Origin of the sequence: Bacillus sp. Au-Bac7 (assembly GCF_021341655.1) — a bacterium.
GTDB lineage: Bacteria > Bacillota > Bacilli > Bacillales > Cytobacillaceae > Niallia.
Genome location: NZ_JAJTTG010000001.1, coordinates 1,468,877 through 1,488,885, shown reverse-complemented (window position 1 = coordinate 1,488,885; position 20,009 = coordinate 1,468,877). Strand labels below are relative to the sequence as shown.

The 20,009-nt window shown below is 41.4% G+C and carries 19 protein-coding genes and 1 other annotated feature; all 19 genes read left to right on the top strand.

Annotated features, from left to right (window positions below):
* The first annotated feature begins 2 nt into the window (after positions 1 to 2).
* The 19 genes from LXM54_RS07745 (at position 3) to pyrE (ending at position 20,005) form a co-directional block, all read left to right on the top strand.
* Positions 3 to 680, top strand: a complete 678-nt coding sequence (locus tag LXM54_RS07745; protein ID WP_233314482.1) for a YggS family pyridoxal phosphate-dependent enzyme — start codon at positions 3 to 5, stop codon at positions 678 to 680.
* A gap of 12 nt (positions 681 to 692) precedes the next feature.
* Positions 693 to 1,178: a cell division protein SepF gene (locus tag LXM54_RS07740; protein WP_233314480.1), complete on the top strand. Its 486-nt coding sequence runs from the start codon at positions 693 to 695 to the stop codon at positions 1,176 to 1,178.
* Positions 1,179 to 1,184: 6 nt separating this feature from the next.
* Positions 1,185 to 1,445: a YggT family protein gene (locus LXM54_RS07735; protein WP_233314478.1), complete on the top strand. Its 261-nt coding sequence runs from the start codon at positions 1,185 to 1,187 to the stop codon at positions 1,443 to 1,445.
* 69 nt (positions 1,446 to 1,514) lie between these two features.
* A complete protein-coding gene (locus LXM54_RS07730; RefSeq protein WP_233314477.1) occupies positions 1,515 to 2,288 on the top strand; it encodes a YlmH family RNA-binding protein in 774 nt (257 codons plus the stop codon).
* Between the two features lie 206 nt (positions 2,289 to 2,494).
* A complete protein-coding gene (locus LXM54_RS07725; protein WP_233314473.1) occupies positions 2,495 to 2,992 on the top strand; it encodes a DivIVA domain-containing protein in 498 nt (165 codons plus the stop codon).
* Positions 2,993 to 3,053: 61 nt separating this feature from the next.
* Positions 3,054 to 3,280 (top strand) — a binding site (T-box leader).
* A gap of 96 nt (positions 3,281 to 3,376) precedes the next feature.
* The gene (ileS, locus tag LXM54_RS07720; RefSeq protein ID WP_233314472.1) at positions 3,377 to 6,136 is read left to right on the top strand and encodes an isoleucine--tRNA ligase; all 2,760 of its coding nucleotides are present in this window, start codon (positions 3,377 to 3,379) and stop codon (positions 6,134 to 6,136) included.
* Positions 6,137 to 6,308: 172 nt separating this feature from the next.
* On the top strand, positions 6,309 to 6,590 hold the full coding sequence (locus LXM54_RS07715) for a hypothetical protein (protein WP_233314471.1): 282 nt from the start codon (positions 6,309 to 6,311) through the stop codon (positions 6,588 to 6,590).
* An 86-nt stretch (positions 6,591 to 6,676) separates the two neighbouring features.
* On the top strand, positions 6,677 to 7,210 hold the full coding sequence (lspA, locus tag LXM54_RS07710) for a signal peptidase II (protein WP_245399854.1): 534 nt from the start codon (positions 6,677 to 6,679) through the stop codon (positions 7,208 to 7,210).
* A complete protein-coding gene (locus LXM54_RS07705; RefSeq protein ID WP_233314470.1) occupies positions 7,179 to 8,090 on the top strand; it encodes an RluA family pseudouridine synthase in 912 nt (303 codons plus the stop codon). The genes lspA and LXM54_RS07705 overlap by 32 nt, the downstream gene beginning before the upstream one ends.
* 172 nt (positions 8,091 to 8,262) lie before the next feature.
* Positions 8,263 to 8,805, top strand: a complete 543-nt coding sequence (pyrR, locus tag LXM54_RS07700) for a bifunctional pyr operon transcriptional regulator/uracil phosphoribosyltransferase PyrR (RefSeq protein ID WP_233314469.1) — start codon at positions 8,263 to 8,265, stop codon at positions 8,803 to 8,805.
* Positions 8,806 to 8,983: 178 nt separating this feature from the next.
* Complete coding sequence (locus tag LXM54_RS07695; protein ID WP_233314468.1) at positions 8,984 to 10,300, top strand: solute carrier family 23 protein; 1,317 nt, start codon at positions 8,984 to 8,986, stop codon at positions 10,298 to 10,300.
* Between the two features lie 202 nt (positions 10,301 to 10,502).
* The gene (locus tag LXM54_RS07690; RefSeq protein WP_233314466.1) at positions 10,503 to 11,438 is read left to right on the top strand and encodes an aspartate carbamoyltransferase catalytic subunit; all 936 of its coding nucleotides are present in this window, start codon (positions 10,503 to 10,505) and stop codon (positions 11,436 to 11,438) included.
* A complete protein-coding gene (locus LXM54_RS07685; RefSeq protein WP_233314465.1) occupies positions 11,404 to 12,690 on the top strand; it encodes a dihydroorotase in 1,287 nt (428 codons plus the stop codon). The genes LXM54_RS07690 and LXM54_RS07685 overlap by 35 nt, the downstream gene beginning before the upstream one ends.
* Positions 12,687 to 13,784 carry a carbamoyl phosphate synthase small subunit gene (locus LXM54_RS07680; RefSeq protein WP_233314464.1) on the top strand — a complete coding sequence of 366 codons (1,098 nt, stop codon included), beginning with the start codon at positions 12,687 to 12,689 and terminating at the stop codon, positions 13,782 to 13,784. Before LXM54_RS07685 ends, LXM54_RS07680 begins: the two co-directional genes overlap by 4 nt.
* Entirely contained in the window at positions 13,771 to 16,983 is a 3,213-nt protein-coding gene (gene carB / locus LXM54_RS07675; protein ID WP_233314463.1) for a carbamoyl-phosphate synthase large subunit, read from the top strand. The genes LXM54_RS07680 and carB overlap by 14 nt, the downstream gene beginning before the upstream one ends.
* Positions 16,980 to 17,759 (top strand): dihydroorotate dehydrogenase electron transfer subunit, encoded by a 780-nt coding sequence (locus LXM54_RS07670; protein ID WP_233314454.1) that lies wholly within the window; start codon positions 16,980 to 16,982, stop codon positions 17,757 to 17,759. Before carB ends, LXM54_RS07670 begins: the two co-directional genes overlap by 4 nt.
* Positions 17,756 to 18,697: a dihydroorotate dehydrogenase gene (locus LXM54_RS07665; protein ID WP_233314453.1), complete on the top strand. Its 942-nt coding sequence runs from the start codon at positions 17,756 to 17,758 to the stop codon at positions 18,695 to 18,697. The genes LXM54_RS07670 and LXM54_RS07665 overlap by 4 nt, the downstream gene beginning before the upstream one ends.
* Complete coding sequence (gene pyrF, locus LXM54_RS07660; RefSeq protein WP_233314452.1) at positions 18,669 to 19,385, top strand: orotidine-5'-phosphate decarboxylase; 717 nt, start codon at positions 18,669 to 18,671, stop codon at positions 19,383 to 19,385. Before LXM54_RS07665 ends, pyrF begins: the two co-directional genes overlap by 29 nt.
* Positions 19,382 to 20,005, top strand: coding sequence for an orotate phosphoribosyltransferase (gene pyrE, locus LXM54_RS07655; RefSeq protein ID WP_233314451.1), 624 nt, complete (start codon positions 19,382 to 19,384; stop codon positions 20,003 to 20,005). Before pyrF ends, pyrE begins: the two co-directional genes overlap by 4 nt.
* The last annotated feature ends 4 nt before the right edge of the window (positions 20,006 to 20,009 follow it).

Here is a 20,009-nt window from a genome sequence, read left to right as displayed (position 1 = left end):
AGATGCAAGTAAAGGTTAATTTGCAAGAAATTAGGGAAAAGATGAAATTGGCTTGTGAAAAAGTCAATAGATCTGTTGAAGATATCACCATTATCGCAGTGACAAAATATGTTACAATAGAAAGGGCAAAAGAGGCAGTAGAGGCAGGTGTGACCAATCTTGGCGAAAACCGGGAAGAAGGCTTGCTTGCCAAGCGTGAGGTGCTGATGGACGAGCCGGTTTGGCATTTTATCGGTTCCTTGCAAACGCGTAAGGTGAAGAGCATTATTGATCATGTGGATTATATCCATTCCTTGGACCGCTTATCTTTAGCCAAAGAAATTAATAAGCGTGCATCCAAAAAGATCAAGTGTTTTGTTCAGGTCAATGTATCGCAAGAAGAATCTAAGCACGGCATTGCCCCTGAGGAGACAATTGACTTCATCAAAAGCCTCGATGCATTTCCAAATATCGAAATAGTCGGCTTAATGACAATGGCGCCATTTACAGATAACGAAGAGTTTCTGCGCAGCTGCTTCCGTAACTTAAAAGCACTGCAAACAGAAGTTCAGAGCTTAAAAATCAGCAATGCCCCGTGCACGGAGCTTTCCATGGGAATGTCTAACGACTACTCGATTGCCATTGAAGAAGGTGCAACGATGATTCGTATCGGCACAGCACTCGTTGGCAGCGATAAATAGGAGGTTTAGAAATTGAGTATAAAGTCGAAAATAAAAACATTTTTTTTCTTAGAAGATGAAGATTATGAGGAAGAAGAGTATGAACAGGAGCAGGAGCCAGTGAGAAATCAACAGAGACAGCAGCCAACACAGTCCTATTTTCAACAGCAGCAACAACAGCAACAGCCTGTTCAGCAGCAAAAACAAAATGTTGTTAGCTTGCAAAGCGTGCAAAAGTCGTCCAAAGTATTTTTGGTTGAGCCAAGAGTTTATGCAGAAGCACAGGATATTGCGGACCAGTTAAAAAATAGACGTGCAGTTGTCGTGAACCTGCAAAGAATTGATAAAGAACAAGGAAAACGAATCGTCGATTTCTTAAGCGGAACTGTTTATGCAATCGGGGGAGACATCCAAAAAGTGGGTACAGATATCTTCCTATGCACACCGGATAATGTCGAAGTATCAGGGAACATCTCCCAAATACTTCAAGAAACTGAATTTGAAAATGCGAGGTGGTAATCTTAGATGGATTTGGTCTTTTTAATTATTTCAAGAGTACTAACTTATTACTCTTATGCGCTGATCATTTATATTTTCATGTCATGGATACCTAATGCAAGAGAAACTGGAATCGGAATCTTCCTTGCCCGTATTTGTGAACCGTATTTAGAGCAGTTCAGAAAGATAATTCCGCCAATCGGTATGATTGATATTTCTCCGATTGTGGCTATCTTTGTTTTGAATTTAGCAGGCAATGGTGTTAGACAGTTATTTCTATGGTTTTAAAATCAGGGCTTACATTAAGCCCTTTTTTCATGCAGTCATTTAGATACATCTATTAAAGGAGTTTGTAATATGTCGATATACCAGCATTTTCGGCCAGAGGAAAAGGAATTCATTGATCAAGTGCTTAATTGGCGTCAATATGTGGAGGATGCTTATGCGCCGAAACTGACAGATTTTTTAGATCCTCGCGAACAGAAGATTGTTAATACAATTATTGGACAAAATGCAGATGTTTTAGTATCGTTTTCTGGCGGGACGAGAGCTGCTGAAAGAAAACGGGCATTTCTGTATCCTTCCTACTATGAAGTAGAGCAAGCGGACTTTCAGCTGTCCTTACAAAATATCGAGTATGCGAAAAAGTTTGTTACGATTGAGCATCCGCAAGTGCTTGGTAGTATTATGTCATTAGGATTATCGCGCAGTAAGTTTGGGGATATTCTCATTAAGGACGGCGATGTTCAGCTGATTGTAGGTAAAGAAGTAGAAGACTACATCCGCTTGCAGCTTGACTCTATCGGAAAAGCAAAGGTATCGTTACATCCAATTCCTTGGGAGAGGGCAATTGCTATAGAGGAAGAATGGGTTGAAACAAGCACAACACTTACCTCATTAAGGCTTGATGCAACGATTGCTGCTATTTACAATATTTCGAGACAAAAGGCCCAAGGCTACATTGCAGCAAGTCATGTGAAAGTAAACTGGGGTACTGTGGAAAACATCTCTTTTACTTGTGAAGAAGGAGATGTTATTTCCGTCAGAGGACATGGCAGGTCAATCATTAAATCACTCGAAGGTAAAACAAAAAAAGATAAATGGCGGATTGTTATCGGCAAATTAAAATAATCAGTCATTTGTTTTACAAACACTAATAATTTTCATGTCATTCCAAAATTCCATAGTTATTTATATATTATCTATGTTACAATATTTTCAACAGTATAATTTGTCTCACTTCCTGTTTTTTTGGCGTTTTCTCTTTGGAAATGCAGGAATACTAAAAAAGCTGTCGAAAAAAATACATAAGAAATTGAAGTTTGGGAGGTGGCATTATGCCATTAACACCGTTGGATATTCACAATAAGGAATTCAGCAAAGGATTTCGCGGTTATGATGAAGATGAAGTAAATGAGTTTTTAGACCAAATAATCAAGGACTATGAAAATATAATTCGTGAGAAAAAAGAACTAGATGCAAGACTTAGTGAATTAGATGATCGCATCGGGCACTACAATAATATAGAAGAAACATTAAATAAATCAATCGTTGTTGCTCAAGAGGCAGCTGAGGAAGTAAAGCGAAACGCTCAAAAAGAAGCAAAGCTGATCATTAAAGAAGCAGAAAAAAATGCTGACCGCATTATCAATGAATCACTTTCTAAAGCAAGAAAAATCGCATTGGAAATTGAAGAGTTAAAAAAGCAGTCAAAAGTGTTCCGCACACGCTTCAAAATGCTGATCGAAGCGCAGCTTGATATGCTGAACAACGATGATTGGGATCATTTGCTTGAATATGAGCTTGATGCATCAGAGCTTAACTCAACGAAATAATTGCAGAGAGCTTGACGAAGCATCTGTTAATAGCCTATAATTTGTACACAAAACAATATTCATGCGTACGTTGATAGGGACAGTACAATTACTGTTGGCTTATTTTAAGCGAGCTGGGGACGGTGGAAGCCTGGCATAAGCGGGAATTGGAATATCACCCTTGAGTCCTTTTCTGAAAGGCTTTTTAGTAAGAAAAGGCGGTTCATAACCGTTAAAAAATGCTTAAGTGGATAGTCTAACTATCTATAAGGGTGGTACCGCGGGAGAATAAACCTTCTCGTCCCTTTTTGGGATGAGGGGTTTTTTTATTGTCTAAAAACCACAAGATACATCCCTAACGCATCAAAAAACCATGAATTTAGAACATTATTTGGAGGATTTTTAATGGAATATAAAGATACCTTGCTCATGCCGAAAACGGCTTTCCCGATGAGAGGAAACTTGCCAAACCGTGAGCCTGAAATTCAAGCAAAATGGAATGAAATGAATATTTATGAAAAAGTTCAAGAACGCACTAGCGGCCGTCCGCTTTATGTTTTGCATGACGGACCTCCTTATGCGAATGGAGATATCCATATTGGACATGCATTGAATAAAATTTTGAAGGATTTTATTGTGCGCTTTAAGTCGATGACTGGTTTCCAAGCACCATACGTTCCTGGCTGGGATACACATGGATTGCCGATTGAACAAGCTTTGACTAACAAAGGTGTTAAACGTAAGGAAATGACAATCGCTGAATTCCGTAAGCTGTGTGAAGAATACGCTCTTGGCCAAATTGACAGCCAAAGAGAGCAATTCAAACGCCTAGGTGTACGGGCTGATTGGGAAAATCCATACATCACATTAAAGCCTGCATACGAAGCACAACAAATTAAAGTGTTCGGGGAAATGGCGAAAAAAGGCTATATTTATAAAGGTAAAAAGCCGGTTTATTGGTCTCCTACAAGTGAATCTGCTTTGGCAGAAGCGGAAATTGAATACCAGGACAAACAATCTCCATCCATCTATGTTGGCTTTAAAGTAAAGGATGGCAAGAATGTGCTTAGTGAAGATGTACAAATTGTGATTTGGACAACAACACCATGGACAATTCCTGCAAACCTTGGTATTTCTGTTCACCCTGACTTGACATATGTTGTAGTGGAAGAAAAAGGAAACAAGTATTTAGTTGCTAAAGACTTGCTAGAAGCAGTTAAAACAGAAGTGGCATGGGAAGAAGCAGCTATCATCCAAGAGGTTCAAGGTTCTGAATTGGAATACATTAAAGCACTTCATCCACTATATGACCGTGAATCATTAGTAATGCTTGGCGAGCATGTAACAACAGATGCAGGTACTGGCTGTGTTCATACTGCACCAGGACATGGTGAGGATGACTTCATTGTTGGTCAAAAGTATAATCTCGAAGTTCTTTGTCCAGTTGATGACAAAGGTGTTATGACAGACGAGGCGCCAGGATTTGAAGGTTTATTCTATGATAAAGCTAACAAGCCGATCACAGAAGCATTAGAAGAAGCGGGAGCTTTATTGAAGCTGAAATTTATCACACACTCCTATCCGCATGACTGGAGAACGAAAAAACCGGTTATTTTCCGTGCGACAGCACAATGGTTTGCGTCTATTAAAGATTTCAGACAAGACTTGCTTAACGCAGTCCAAGAAACAAAATGGGTTCCGGCATGGGGAGAAACAAGATTATTCAATATGGTTCGCGACCGCGGTGACTGGTGTATTTCCAGACAGCGTGCATGGGGTGTTCCGATTCCGGTATTTTATGCTGAAAATGGTGACAGCATCATAACAGACGAAACAATCGAGCATATCTCTAACTTGTTTAGAGAGCATGGTTCAAATATCTGGTTTGAAAGAACTGCAAACGAACTTCTTCCAGAAGGCTTCACACATCCTGGCAGCCCGAATGGAAACTTTACAAAAGAAACAGATATCATGGATGTTTGGTTCGATTCTGGTTCTTCTCATCAATCTGTACTAGAAGAAAGAGAAGAATTGCAAAGACCTGCAGACCTTTACTTGGAAGGTTCTGACCAATATCGCGGGTGGTTTAACTCCTCCCTATCTACAGCTGTAGCTGTAACAGGCAAAGCGCCATATAAAGGTGTATTAAGCCATGGCTTCGTTTTAGACGGTGAAGGCAGAAAAATGAGTAAGTCTCTTGGAAACGTTATGGTTCCTTCAAAAGTAATGAATCAGCTTGGTGCTGATATCTTGCGTTTATGGGTAGCTTCTGTTGATTTCCAAGCAGACGTGCGTGTATCTGATGCTATCTTGAAGCAAGTAACAGAAGGTTACCGCAAAATCAGAAACACATTCCGTTTCTTACTTGGAAACCTTGCTGACTTCAACCCAGCAGAAAATGCTGTTGCGTATGAAAACTTGCGTGAAGTAGATCAGTATATGTTAGTGAAGCTGAATAATCTAATCAAAAATGTTACAGTATCCTATGATAAATTTGAGTTCTCAACTATTTACTCAGATATCAACAATTTCTGTACATTAGACTTGAGCTCCTTCTACCTTGATTTCTCAAAAGATGTCCTTTATATTGAAGCGGCAGATAATCATGAAAGAAGAGCTATTCAAACTGTATTGTATGAAAGCTTGATTGCATTAGTGAAATTGATGGCGCCGATTCTTCCGCACACAGCAGAAGAAGTTTGGGAGCATATCACATCTGTTAAAGAAGAAAGTGTACAGCTGACAGACTTCCCAGAATATGTGGAATATGACAACGCACAAGCTTTAACAGAAAAATGGAGCAAGTTCCTAAATTTGCGCGATGACGTGTTGAAAGCTTTAGAAGAAGCCCGCAATCAAAAAGTAATCGGTAAATCACTTGCGGCGAAAGTTTCCCTGTATGTACGTGAAGATGCGAAAGAATTGCTGGATTCCATCGAAGAGAACTTGAAGCAGCTGTTCATCGTGTCAGGCTTTGAAATTGCTGGTAAGTTTGAGGAAGCTCCAGACAATGCGCTGAAATTAGAAAATACTGCTATTGTCGTTGCAAAAGCAGAAGGAGAAACATGTGATAGATGCTGGACAGTAACACTTGATGTTGGAACTGTTGAAGAACATCCAACATTATGTGCTCGCTGTGCAACAGTAGTACAAGAAAATTATTAATATGTTAACATTCCGGCGAAAGCCGGAATGTTTTTTTTGGTCAGTTTTCCCTTCAGCTAAAAAAAATTCCACCTCCGTAAATTGTTGTTATGCCTGTTAAATCTTAAGCCGGTTTTTGAACATCAATTTGGAAAAGCTATCTGTAACAACATAGAAACGGAGGAATTTAGCCATGAACCTTGATGTTGAAAAGCTTTATACAGAACTCCGTATGACACAAATAGAACTACAAGCCACACTTAGAGTGAAAAGATCTTCAAAAATAAACCACTATATTGAGGCAGAGCTGCTGGATGTGGAAGAATCAATGCGCAGGCTGGAAAATGGCCAATTCGGAACATGTGAAATTTCAGGAGAATTAATGCCTGCAGAATTATTGCAGCTTGTGCCCACCATCAAATCAAAAAAAGATTTGGAACAAATGCAAACCTACTACAGAAAGTCCTTGCACTAAAGAAAACTTACATTATTTGAAGGAACCCTTAGAAAAATAAGCTTCAAGACGGCACAAGCTATCGTTTTTAAGTAGTTTATGCTAAAATGCTAAAGGAGACTCGAGAATTGGAGGAAACTTTAGTGTTTTATTACATAATTGCACTTATAATCATTGCATTGGATCAATGGACAAAATGGCTTGTGGCAACGAAGATGGAACTTGGAGAAAGCATTACTGTCATTGAGAATTTCTTCTATATAACATCCCATCGCAACAGCGGTGCTGCTTGGGGGATTCTGGAAGGGCAAATGACATTCTTCTATATCATCACAGCAGTTGTTATTGTCGGCATCGTTTATTTCATCCAGAAAGGTGCAAAAGGCAAGTTGCTTTATGGAGTTTCCTTAGGCCTGATTCTTGGCGGGGCTATCGGAAACTTTATTGACCGCGTCAGACATCAGTATGTCGTGGACTTTGTAAATACGTATATCTTCAATTATGATTTTCCTATATTTAATATTGCAGACTCATCTTTAGTAATTGGTGTTATATTGCTTATCATTGTGATGCTAAAGGAGGAAAGAGAAGCAAAGAAGGAGAAAGAAAATGGAAAAAAGGGAACATATCATTCAGAGTGAACAAGTAAGTGAAAGAATAGATAAAATCGTTTCAACTATCAACAAAGAATGGTCGCGCACACAAGTGCAGCAATGGATTAAGGACGGCCATGTGACTGTGAACGGCAATGTGGTAAAGACAAAGTACAAAGGCATCTTGAATGATGTTGTTACAATTGAAATTCCAGAATTAACAGAGCTTGATGTTCTGCCAGAGGAAATGGATTTGGAAGTGTATTATGAGGACAGTGACGTCATTGTCGTCAACAAACCAAAAGGGATGGTTGTACATCCTGCCCCTGGTCATGTAACAGGAACACTTGTAAACGGCTTGATGGCCCATTGTAAAGATCTTTCTGGAATTAATGGTGTCATGCGTCCAGGGATTGTCCACCGCATTGACAAAGATACGTCCGGTCTATTAATGGTTGCCAAAAATGATGCAGCTCATGAAAGCCTTGTGAACCAGCTTGTTGCAAAAACAGTAACAAGAAAATATAAAGCACTTGTTCATGGAAGCATACCTCATGATTACGGAACAGTGGATGCACCGATTGGCAGAGACCCTAAAGACCGTCAAAAAATGGCAGTTGTTGATAACGGCAAGCATGCTGTCACTCATTTTCACGTATTAGAGCGCATCGGTGAGTATACATTCATTGAATGTCAGCTAGAAACAGGAAGAACGCACCAAATCCGCGTTCATATGAAATACATCGGTTTTCCGCTGGCAGGCGATCCTAAGTACGGACCGAAAAAAACGATCGACATCGGCGGCCAGGCGCTTCATGCTGGCATCCTTGGATTCGACCACCCAAGAACAGGTGAATATATTGAATTTGAAGCACCGCTTCCGAAAGATTTTGAAGAGTTGCTAGATAATATTAGAAATAATCGTTGACAAAATTCGAGCTTTATTATAAGATTAACTCAATTAAATAAGTCCTTTAAGTCAATCCTGTGAGGTTGAGAAGGTATCGGATTTGTTTCTTTAGATAGCCATGAACGGCTATCGGTCTGTCCTCTCACTTAATAGGTGGGAGGATTTTTATTTTAAGAAAAAGGTGATGCAGATGTCACGTAAGGCACAAGTCCTTGATGACCAAGCGATTCGAAGAGCATTAACGAGAGTTGCACACGAAATCATTGAAAAGAATAAAGGTATTGAGAACTGCGTATTAGTCGGTATTCGCACGAGAGGAATTTATATCGCAAACCGCCTTGCAGAAAAAATCTCGCAAATTGAAGGCAAAAGCATAACGGTTGGAGAATTGGATATTACATTATACCGTGATGACTTAAGCAAAAAGACAGAGAATCAAGAGCCGCTTGTTAAAGGTTCAGATATCCCTACAAGCATTGAGGACCTTAAGGTAATTCTTGTGGACGATGTCCTGTACACAGGAAGAACAGTCCGCGCAGCAATGGATGCCTTGATGGATGTGGGAAGACCTGGGTCGATACAGCTTGCAGTCCTTGTAGACAGAGGACACAGAGAGCTTCCGATTCGCGCTGATTATGTTGGCAAAAACATTCCGACTTCAAGCTCAGAAAAGATTGTAGTAGAGCTCGTAGAAGTTGATGGTCAAGATGAAGTAAATATATACGAAAATTAAATATAACCCTTTTTAAATGACAGTCCAGAGAGGCTTCAAAGGGGGAAATGGAATACAGGTGTGTTTTCACCTGTCCAAAAACCCCTTTTTGCCATGCGAAAAGGGGTTTTTTATTGGAATTGCGTATACTAACAACACGAACTAAGTACATGCACCATAGATGGAAAGAGGGAAAAATATGAATCAAACAAAGCCAATACTCGGCATAAAAGATAAACCAAATGCATCCCAATGGATTACATTAAGCTTACAGCACTTATTCGCCATGTTTGGATCAACTGTGTTAGTACCATACTTAATCGGCTTGAGTCCAGCAATTGCATTGATTTCAAGCGGACTGGGAACACTAGCTTTCCTCCTCATTACGAGATTTAAAGTTCCTGCCTATCTAGGCTCATCCTTTGCCTTTATCGCTCCAATGATTGCGGCACAAGAGCTTGGCGGACCTGGAGCTGCGATGATTGGAACCTTCATAGCAGGTCTTGTATACGGAATAGTCGCATTGATTATTAAAAAAGGTGGCTATCGCTGGATTATGAACTTGCTGCCGCCAATCGTTGTCGGACCAGTAATCATGGTAATCGGGCTTGCGCTTGCTGGAACAGCAGTCGGCCAGGCGATGTATGAAAATAACGGTACACCAGATCAAACTTACAGTCTCTTATATCTATCAGTAGCATTAGTAACATTGCTTGCGACGATATTATTCACGATTTTCGGTAAAGGAGTATTCAGCTTCATTCCGATTCTTGCAGGGATTATCGTTGGCTACGTTTACGCATTATTAGTAGGAGTTGTTGATTTCCAAGGTGTCATCGATGCTAAATGGCTTGCAATGCCAGAATTCATATTCCCATTCAGGGATTATGACCTTACGATAAACAGCGCCATCCTGGCATTGTTCGTGCCAGTCGCAGTTGTAACACTTGCAGAGCATATCGGTCATCAGCTTGTATTAAGCAAAGTTGTCGGTAAAGATTATATTAAAGACCCAGGACTTCACCGCAGTATTTTAGGTGATGGTACAGCAACCTTAATTTCCTCCTTAATGGGTGGACCGCCAAAAACAACTTACGGTGAAAACATCGGAGTATTAGCAATAACAAGAGTATATAGTGTATATGTTCTTGCGGGAGCAGCAGTATTTGCCATCCTGTTCGGATTCATCGGGAAGATTACAGCACTTATCCAATCGATTCCAACACCTGTAATGGGGGGAGTATCCATTCTGTTATTCGGAATCATCGCATCCTCTGGATTGAGAATTTTGGTAGATGCAAAAATGGACTTCTCGAAAAACAGAAATCTTGTGATTGCATCAGTAATTTTGGTTACTGGAATCGGTGGAGCTTCCATTCATATCGGTACAGACTTTAAACTAGAAGGAATGGCACTTGCAGCAATTCTAGGCATCATCTTAAACTATGTGCTTCCAGGAAGAGAAAAGTCCACAGACGACTTGTTCGAAGAAGAAGCAGTAAAAGAAACTAAATAGTTACACCTTTTAAACAAGTACAGAGAGACTTATAAGGGTGTTGAAGGTTAGGCGAAGGGATCCGCTTATTTAAGCAGGCTTAAATAAGGATCTTTAGCCAAGAACATTCAACTTTTAGCACCCATTTTTCAAAGATGGGTGCTTTTTTTGCCCGAAAAACATTGACGATAGCAGAAAAAGTCCATGAAGGAGGCAATAAATAATGGAAAACTTATTAACAACCTCGGAACTGACAGTGCTTGAAATAAAAGAAATACTGGAGGAAGCACAAGCCTTTGCAGAAGGGAAGGAGTGGAAGCCAGCCAAGCAGTTATTTTTAGCAAACCTGTTCTTTGAGCCTAGCACAAGAACGAAGTGCAGCTTTGAAGTAGCAGAAAGAAAGCTGGGTCTTGAAGTCATTCCTTTTGAAACGACTACTTCTAGCGTTGTTAAGGGAGAAACATTATATGATACCGTCCGGACATTGGAAAGCATCGGTGTGAACGGTGTTGTTATCCGCCATAACGAGGATAATTACTTTCAGGAACTAATCGGGAAAGTTAAGATTCCTGTTATCAATGCGGGAGACGGTTGCGGGAATCATCCGACACAATCCTTGCTTGATCTTCTGACAATCAAACAGGAATTTAAATCTTTCCATGGTTTGAAAATCAGCATCATCGGTGATATTCGCCACAGCCGTGTGGCTAGGTCGAATGCAGATGCGCTGACAAGGCTTGGTGCAAATGTAGTTTTCTCCGGGCCGAAAGAATGGTTTGATGACAGCATCCTGAAAGAAGCAAACTATGAGGATATTGATACTGCGATTGAAACCTCCGATGTTGTCATGCTGCTGCGTATTCAGCATGAACGGCATGAAAGCGGAGCCTCTTGGACAAAAGAAGATTATCATCAAATGTATGGTTTGACTACAGAAAGAGAAAGACGCATGAAGCCAGGCAGCATTATTATGCACCCTGCTCCTGTTAACAGGGATGTAGAAATTGCAGATGAGTTAGTAGAATGCGACCGGTCCAGAATTTTTAAACAAATGGAAAATGGAGTATTCATCCGCATGGCAGTATTAAAAAGATCTTTACAATCAGTTGAGGGAGGAAATGTACATGTCAATGATTATCAAAAATGGCCAGTTGCTTAATGAAAAAGGGGAACTTATTACACAGGATATTCTCATTCAAGACGGAGTCATCGCTGAAATCGCTCCACAGATTAATACAGCAGCCGAAGAAGTGATTGATGCTAAGGGCAAGCTGGTAGCACCAGGTTTCATTGATGTCCATGTGCATTTGCGCGAGCCTGGCGGAGAGAAGAAGGAAACAATTGCGACCGGAACAATGGCTGCTGCTAGAGGCGGATTCACAACAATCGCCAATATGCCTAATACTCGTCCAGTCCCGGATACAGTCGAGAACTTTCAAAATTTAATGAATCGCATTAACGAAACAGCAAATGTTCATGTTCGTCCGTATGCATCCATTACAATCAGACAATTAGGTGCAGAGCTGACAGATTTTAAAGCTTTAAAGGAATTAGGAGCATTTGCATTCACAGATGATGGTGTTGGTATTCAAGGTGCAGGAAAAATGCTTGAAGCGATGAAGCTTGCAGCAAGCCTTGATATGGCCATTGTAGCTCATTGCGAAGACAACAGCCTTATAAATAAAGGGTCAGTTCATGAAGGGAAGTTTTCTAAAGAGAACAACCTAAATGGCATTCCATCTGTCTGTGAATCTGTACATATAGCAAGGGATATCTTGCTTGCAGAGGCAGCAGATTGTCACTACCACGTTTGCCATATCAGCACAAAGGAATCTGTCCGCGTAGTAAGAGACGCGAAGCGAGCAGGCATTAACGTAACAGCAGAAGTGTCACCGCATCATTTATTACTATGTGACGAGGACATCCCTAGCATCGACACAAACTATAAAATGAACCCGCCTTTAAGAGGAAAAGCAGACAGAGAAGCATTAATAGAAGGCTTGCTAGATGGAACAATAGATTTCATTGCAACAGATCATGCTCCGCATACAGCAGAAGAAAAAGCACAGCCAATTGAGTTAGCTCCATTTGGAATTGTCGGCTTGGAAACAGCATTTCCGCTTTTATATACACACTTTGTAAAAGAAGGCATCATGACCTTGCAGCAACTAGTCAGCTTTTTGACAAATAAACCGGCAGAAACATTTAAGCTGGAAGCAGGAACAATTGCAGTCGGCAAAACTGCAGATATTGTCATCGTAGATTTAGAAGATAAGGAGACTATCAATCCAGAAAACTTCTTATCTAAAGGGAAAAATACCCCGTTTGCAGGATGGGTTTGTCAAGGATGGCCTGAAACAACGATTGTGGCCGGAAAAATCGCTTGGAGAAAGGAAAGTGTACACGCATGAAAAAACAGCTGATTCTCGAAGATGGTACCGTATTTATCGGGCAAGGTTTTGGAGCAGATACTAATACTATTGGGGAGGTAGTCTTCAATACAGGTATGACAGGGTATCAGGAAATTTTGTCAGATCCATCATACTGCGGTCAAATTGTAACTTTAACATATCCATTAGTAGGCAACTATGGAATTAACCGAGATGATTTTGAATCAATCGCACCAGCCATTAACGGATTTATTGTGAAGGAAGTTTGTGATGCTCCGTCTAACTGGAGAAATGAGCTGTCATTGGATGAGTTTTTTAAACAAAAGAACATACCAGGACTTGCTGGGATTGATACAAGAAAATTAACAAGAATCATTCGTAAATACGGTACATTAAAAGGAGCAATCTGCAGCATGGAAGAGAATGTAGAAGATGTTATTAGACAGCTGCAATCTTCCGAGCTGCCGACAGACCAAGTACAGCAAGTGTCAACTAAAAAAGCATATCCAAGTCCAGGCAGAGGAAGCCGGGTCGTGCTAGTTGATTACGGCATGAAACATGGAATCTTAAGAGAGCTGAATCAGCGTGACTGTGATGTCATTGTTGTGCCTTATAATGCGACAGCTGAAGAAATTCTGTCTTTAAGTCCAGATGGTGTCATGCTGTCAAATGGACCTGGAGATCCAAAGGATGTTCCAGAGGCGATTGAAGCGATTAAGGGCATTATCGGCAAGGTTCCACTATTCGGTATATGCTTAGGCCATCAACTGTTTGCATTAGCAAGCGGCGCAAACACAGAGAAAATGAAGTTCGGACACAGAGGCTCTAACCACCCTGTAAAAGATTTGCTGACAGGCAAGGTTTCCTTAACTTCCCAAAACCACGGCTACACAGTGAATGAAGAATCTATTGAACAAACAGACTTAGAAATTACTCATTTAGCACTAAATGACGGGACGATTGAAGGATTGCAGCATAAACAGTATCCAGCATTCACCGTGCAATACCACCCAGAAGCTTCACCAGGACCAGAAGATGCGAACTATTTATTCGATCGATTCATGTCCATGATACTAACACAGAAAAAGGATGGTGCCGCATATGTCAAAGCGTAAAGATATTAACAGCATACTAGTTATAGGATCAGGTCCAATCATCATTGGTCAGGCAGCAGAATTTGACTATGCAGGAACACAAGCATGTATGGCCTTGAAAGAAGAAGGATATCGTGTCATCCTGGTCAATTCCAATCCGGCAACAATCATGACAGATACAGAAATGGCAGACAGTGTCTATATTGAACCACTGACACTAGAATTCGTAAGCAGAATTATCCGCAAGGAAAGACCTGATGCGATTCTGCCGACACTTGGCGGTCAAACAGGCTTAAATCTCGCTGTCGAACTATCAGAGGCTGGAGTTCTTGAAGAATGCGGCGTGGAAGTTCTCGGAACGAAGCTTTCTGCCATTCAGCAGGCAGAGGATAGAGACTTATTCCGCAACTTAATGAATGAACTTGGTGAGCCAGTTCCTGACAGTGAAATTATTCATAACATGGATGAAGCTAAAGCGTTTGTAGAACAAATCGGTTATCCAGTTATCGTTCGTCCTGCCTTTACATTAGGAGGAACTGGAGGCGGCATCTGTCATAATGATGATGACCTGAACGAAATCGTGACAAGCGGTTTGAAAAACAGCCCTGTTACACAATGTCTGTTGGAAAAAAGCATTGCCGGATTTAAGGAAATCGAATATGAAGTAATGCGCGACAGTAATGATAATGCAATCGTAGTCTGCAACATGGAAAATATTGATCCTGTCGGCATTCATACTGGGGATAGCATCGTAGTTGCACCAAGCCAAACATTAAGCGATAGAGAATACCAGATGCTGCGAAACACATCATTAAAGATTATTCGTGCACTAAAAATCGAGGGTGGATGTAATGTGCAGCTGGCACTGGATCCAGACAGCTTCCAGTACTATATTATCGAGGTAAATCCAAGGGTAAGCCGTTCGTCCGCTCTTGCCAGCAAAGCAACCGGCTATCCAATCGCGAAGCTTGCTGCTAAAATCGCTGTTGGCTTAACATTGGATGAGATGATGAACCCAGTAACAGGAAAAACATATGCAAGCTTTGAGCCTGCACTCGACTATGTAGTAAGCAAAATCCCTCGCTTCCCGTTTGATAAATTTGAATCTGCTAAAAGAAATCTAGGCACGCAAATGAAAGCGACTGGCGAGGTTATGGCGATTGGCAGAACATTTGAGGAATCGCTTCTAAAAGCAATCCGTTCATTGGAAGCAAAGGTTTACCACTTTGCATTGAATTCTGGCGAAAAAGTTAGTGATGAACTTCTGGAAAAAAGAATTCGAGTTGCAGGTGACGAAAGATTATTCTATGTAGCAGAAGCATTAAACAGAGGCGTTTCTATTGAAACAATCCATGACTGGAGCAAAATAGACTTATTCTTCCTGCATAAATTAGAAGGTATTATCAAGTTGGAAAGACAGCTTGCAGAACATCCGTTTGATTTGGAATATGCAAAAATCGCTAAAGAAAAGGGCTTTGCTGATATACAGCTTGCAAAATTATGGAATACGACTGAACTTGAGGTGTACAACTGGAGAAAAGACAACAAGCTTGTGCCAGTTTACAAGATGGTTGATACATGTGCAGCTGAATTTGAATCCGAAACACCATACTACTATGGCACCTATGAGGATGAGAATGAATCTGTCGTAACAAACAAAAAAAGCATCGTCGTATTAGGATCTGGTCCAATCCGAATCGGACAAGGAATCGAGTTCGACTATGCAACAGTCCATTCTGTCTGGGCAATCAAAGAAGCAGGCTATGAAGCGATTATTATCAATAATAACCCAGAAACTGTGTCTACAGATTTCAGCGTTTCTGACAAACTGTATTTTGAGCCACTGACAATTGAAGATGTTATGCATATCATCGACTTAGAAAAACCAGAAGGTGTAGTTGTGCAATTCGGCGGACAAACAGCAATCAACTTAGCTTCAGAGCTGGCAAACAGAGGAGTTAAGATTCTTGGAACTTCCTTAGAAGATTTAGATAGAGCAGAAGACAGAGATAAATTCGAATCCAGCCTGCACGCATTAGGCATTCCACAGCCTGAAGGAAAAACGGCATTGACAGTAGAGGAAGCAGTAAAAGTAGCAGACTCTATCGGGTATCCGGTGCTTGTGCGCCCATCCTATGTGCTGGGTGGAAGAGCAATGCAGATTGTATATAAAGAAGAAGAGCTGATTCCATATATGGAAAAAGCGGTAGAGGCAAGTCCAGGACAGCCGATTTTGATTGACCGCTACCTAACTGGTAAGGAAATTGAAGTAGATGCAATCTGTGATGGGGAAGATGTAGTGATTCCAGGCATCATGGAGCATATTGAAAGAGCAGGGGTTCACTCAGGTGATTCTATCGCGGTCTATCCGCCGCAAAGCTTATCAGCGGAAATTAAACAAACATTGATTGAGTATACAACGAAACTAGCAAAAGGATTAAATATCGTAGGGCTTTTAAATATCCAGTATGTTGTTTCAAAAGGCGAAGTGTTTGTACTGGAAGTAAACCCGCGCTCAAGCAGAACGGTTCCTTTCTTGAGCAAAATCACAAATGTGCCAATGGCAAAAATCGCTACAAAGGTGATTCTGGGCAACAGCTTGAAAGCGCAAGGTTATACATCCGGGCTTGTTGAAGAAAAGCAGGGCGTATTTGTTAAAGTTCCAGTCTTCTCGTTTGCGAAGCTGCGCCGTGTGGACATAACGCTTGGACCTGAGATGAAATCAACTGGAGAAGTAATGGGTAAAGACATTACTTTGGAGAAAGCTTTATATAAAGGATTGATTGCTTCTGGCATGAAAATCCAGACATTTGGAACAGTTTTGCTTACAATCGGTGATAAGGACAAGGAAGAAGCATTGCTGCTTGCGAAGCGTTTCGTCAATATTGGATACAGCTTAATGGCAACTAGCGGAACAGCAGAGTTTTTGCAGGACAATAATATTCCAGTCAAAGTGGTGGATAAAATCGGCGGCGAAGGCACGACATTGATTGATGTCATCCGCGATGGACAGGCGCAATTTGTGATCAACACATTCTCTAAAGGAAGCCAGCCAGCTCGCGATGGTTTCAGAATAAGAAGGGAATCAGTTGAAAATGGAATTCCATGCCTAACCTCTCTTGATACAGCAGAAGCAATTCTGCGAGTTGTAGAATCAATGACATTCTCTGCTGAAGCGATGACACCAGCAGGCAAGCAATGGGAGGCGGTCCTTGCATGATCAAAAATGAAAAATGCACCGTGATTTCACACAAGGAAATAGCAGAAAACATTATGGAGCTCACCTTAAAAGGTGAGCTTGTTCATGAAATGAGCGCGCCAGGCCAGTTTGTACACATTAAGGTCGCAGACGGCTTTGATCCTTTATTAAGAAGACCTATAAGCATATGTAATATCAATCACGAAGAGAATACCTTCACAATGATATACAGAGCGGAAGGAAAGGGGACGAAGCTGCTTGCACAAAGAAAAGAGCAGGAGCTGATCGATGTCCTTGGCCCTCTTGGGAATGGCTTTCCTGTAGATGGAGCTAAACGAGGAGAAACCGCTTTGCTTGTTGGAGGCGGAATCGGTGTTCCGCCATTATACGAGCTTGCCCAACAATTGACAGCAAAAGGAGTAAATGTCGTCATTGTCCTTGGATTCCAAACAGCTTCAGCAGCTTTCTATGAACAGAAATTTGCTGCAATGGGAGCGACTTTTGTAGCAACAGTGGACGGAACAATGGGTGTAAAAGGGTTTGTTACAGATGTAATTACACAAGAAGATATCCAGTATGATGTTCTTTATTCATGCGGGCCGACACCAATGCTAAGAAATCTGGAGAAAAACTTTGCTAAAGAAAGAGCCTATATTTCTTTAGAAGAACGAATGGGCTGCGGCATTGGCGCATGCTTTGCATGTGTGTGTCATACGAAAGAAGACCCAACAGGCATCTCCTACAAAAAGATTTGCACAGACGGACCAGTATTCAAAGCAGGGGAGGTAGTAATATGAACAGATTGAATGTCGAGCTTCCAGGCTTGAGTTTAAAAAATCCAATTATGCCTGCATCAGGCTGCTTCGGATTCGGGCGGGAATACAGCAATCTTTATGACCTGAGCAAATTAGGCGCAATAATGATTAAGGCGACAACGGTAGAGCCAAGATTCGGAAATCCGACACCGCGTGTTGCAGAAACTAACTCTGGAATGCTGAATGCAATCGGTCTGCAAAACCCTGGCTTAAAAAAGGTAATGGGCGAAGAGCTGCCGTGGTTAAGTGGCTATGATGTGCCGATTATCGCAAATGTGGCAGGATCGTCTGAAGAGGATTATATAGAAGTCGCAAGAGAAATATCAAAGGCGCCAAATGTGGCAGCATTGGAGCTTAATATATCTTGTCCAAATGTTAAGACTGGGGGCATTGCCTTTGGTACCATTCCAGAAGTGGCAAAAAGCTTGACGAAAAAGGTGAAGGAAGTTTCGGGAAAACCTGTTTACGTAAAGCTGTCGCCTAACGTCACTAATATAGTGGAAATGGCAAAAGCGGTAGAAATGGGCGGTGCAGACGGCCTGACTATGATTAACACATTGCTAGGAATGCGCCTTGATTTAAAGACAGGCAATCCTATCCTTGCCAATAAATCAGGAGGATTATCAGGACCTGCCATTAAGCCTGTTGCTATTCGCATGATTTATGAAGTGAGCCAGCATGTAAAGCTCCCGATTATCGGCATGGGCGGGGTTTCCAGTGCAGAAGATGTTCTTGAATTCTTCTATGCTGGCGCAAGTGCTGTTGCAGTCGGCACAGCAAACTTTGTAGACCCATTCATCTGTCCTAATATCATTGAGGACCTGCCGGCATTACTGGACAAATACGGAATAGACCACATCTCAGAATGTACAGGAAGGAGCTGGGGAAAGAATGAACAACTCACTTATCATCGCGCTTGATTTTCCCGACAAAACAGAGGTTTTCCGCTTTTTAGACCGCTTTAACGAGGAAAAGCTGTTTGTTAAAGTAGGCATGGAGCTTTTCTATCAAGAAGGGCCGAATATCGTACGAGAATTAAAGGAACAAGGCCATCAAGTGTTCCTTGACTTAAAACTCCATGATATACCAAATACAGTGAAGAGCGCGATGCGCAATATCGCAGGACTGGGTGCAGATCTTGTCAATGTCCATGCAGCAGGAGGAATCCGCATGATGGAAAGCGCTCTTGAAGGCCTCGAGGCTGGAACAACTGCAGGACAAAAAAGACCATACGCAATAGCTGTAACACAACTCACAAGTACTTCACAGGAAGAAATGCAAACATGGCAGCAAATAAAGCTTCCATTGCATGAATCTGTTGCTCAATATGCGGCGATTACAAAACAAGCAGGCATGGACGGTGTCGTTTGTTCGCCCCTTGAAGCGAGCATGATCAGAGAACAACTTGGAGCAGACTTTTTGACAGTAACACCAGGCATCCGATTGGCACAAGCTGATGTTCAAGACCAGGTGCGTGTGGCCACACCACACTCAGCTAAAGAATCAGGGGTATCGGCCATTGTTGTCGGCAGACCAATTACACGCGCACAAGATCCGTATGCAAGCTATCAATTGTTCAAAACAGAATGGGAAGGTGTAACATTATGAAAGAAAGAATTGCAGAACAGCTACTAAAAATAAAAGCGGTATTTTTACAGCCCAATGATCCATTTACATGGTCTTCAGGATTAAAATCACCAATTTATTGTGATAACCGTTTAACATTGTCTTATCCAGAGGTACGTAAAGAAATCGCTCAAGGATTGGCAGACTTAATTAAAGAAAACTTCCCTGAAACAGAGATAGTGGCAGGAACAGCTACTGCTGGCATTCCTCATGCTGCATGGGTAAGTGATGTGCTTGATTTGCCAATGGCATACGTCCGTTCAAAGGCAAAGGAACATGGCAAAGGCAACCAAATTGAAGGAAAAGCGGAAAAAGGCCAAAAGGTCGTTGTGGTAGAAGACTTAATTTCGACAGGAGGCAGTGTAATTACTGCTGTAAACAGTCTGCGTGAGGCCGGCTGTGAGGTGCTCGGAGTTGTATCGATCTTTACATACGAGCTGCCAAAAGGAAAAGAACTGTTGAAGGATGCAAATATAGAAAGCCATTCTTTAACTGGTTATACAGCGCTTCTGCATGTGGCACAGCAACATGGCTACATTAAGGAAAGTGATGTTGCAAGCCTGCAGGCATGGAAGGAAAATCCTGCTGAATGGGGCAAGTAAACAA

What these genes read in the sequence shown, in the direction of transcription:
- LXM54_RS07685 (WP_233314465.1), top strand. Translation starts at nt 11,404, where the DNA reads ATGTCAATGATTATCAAAAATGGCCAGTTGCTTAATGAAAAAGGGGAA.
- LXM54_RS07730 (WP_233314477.1), top strand. Translation starts at nt 1,515, where the DNA reads ATGTCGATATACCAGCATTTTCGGCCAGAGGAAAAGGAATTCATTGAT.
- pyrE (WP_233314451.1), top strand. Translation starts at nt 19,382, where the DNA reads ATGAAAGAAAGAATTGCAGAACAGCTACTAAAAATAAAAGCGGTATTT.
- carB (WP_233314463.1), top strand. Translation starts at nt 13,771, where the DNA reads ATGTCAAAGCGTAAAGATATTAACAGCATACTAGTTATAGGATCAGGT.
- LXM54_RS07680 (WP_233314464.1), top strand. Translation starts at nt 12,687, where the DNA reads ATGAAAAAACAGCTGATTCTCGAAGATGGTACCGTATTTATCGGGCAA.
- LXM54_RS07695 (WP_233314468.1), top strand. Translation starts at nt 8,984, where the DNA reads ATGAATCAAACAAAGCCAATACTCGGCATAAAAGATAAACCAAATGCA.
- LXM54_RS07665 (WP_233314453.1), top strand. Translation starts at nt 17,756, where the DNA reads ATGAACAGATTGAATGTCGAGCTTCCAGGCTTGAGTTTAAAAAATCCA.
- LXM54_RS07715 (WP_233314471.1), top strand. Translation starts at nt 6,309, where the DNA reads ATGAACCTTGATGTTGAAAAGCTTTATACAGAACTCCGTATGACACAA.
- ileS (WP_233314472.1), top strand. Translation starts at nt 3,377, where the DNA reads ATGGAATATAAAGATACCTTGCTCATGCCGAAAACGGCTTTCCCGATG.
- lspA (WP_245399854.1), top strand. Translation starts at nt 6,677, where the DNA reads ATGCTAAAGGAGACTCGAGAATTGGAGGAAACTTTAGTGTTTTATTAC.
- LXM54_RS07725 (WP_233314473.1), top strand. Translation starts at nt 2,495, where the DNA reads ATGCCATTAACACCGTTGGATATTCACAATAAGGAATTCAGCAAAGGA.
- LXM54_RS07670 (WP_233314454.1), top strand. Translation starts at nt 16,980, where the DNA reads ATGATCAAAAATGAAAAATGCACCGTGATTTCACACAAGGAAATAGCA.
- LXM54_RS07690 (WP_233314466.1), top strand. Translation starts at nt 10,503, where the DNA reads ATGGAAAACTTATTAACAACCTCGGAACTGACAGTGCTTGAAATAAAA.
- pyrR (WP_233314469.1), top strand. Translation starts at nt 8,263, where the DNA reads ATGTCACGTAAGGCACAAGTCCTTGATGACCAAGCGATTCGAAGAGCA.
- LXM54_RS07745 (WP_233314482.1), top strand. Translation starts at nt 3, where the DNA reads ATGCAAGTAAAGGTTAATTTGCAAGAAATTAGGGAAAAGATGAAATTG.
- LXM54_RS07705 (WP_233314470.1), top strand. Translation starts at nt 7,179, where the DNA reads ATGGAAAAAAGGGAACATATCATTCAGAGTGAACAAGTAAGTGAAAGA.
- pyrF (WP_233314452.1), top strand. Translation starts at nt 18,669, where the DNA reads ATGAACAACTCACTTATCATCGCGCTTGATTTTCCCGACAAAACAGAG.
- LXM54_RS07735 (WP_233314478.1), top strand. Translation starts at nt 1,185, where the DNA reads ATGGATTTGGTCTTTTTAATTATTTCAAGAGTACTAACTTATTACTCT.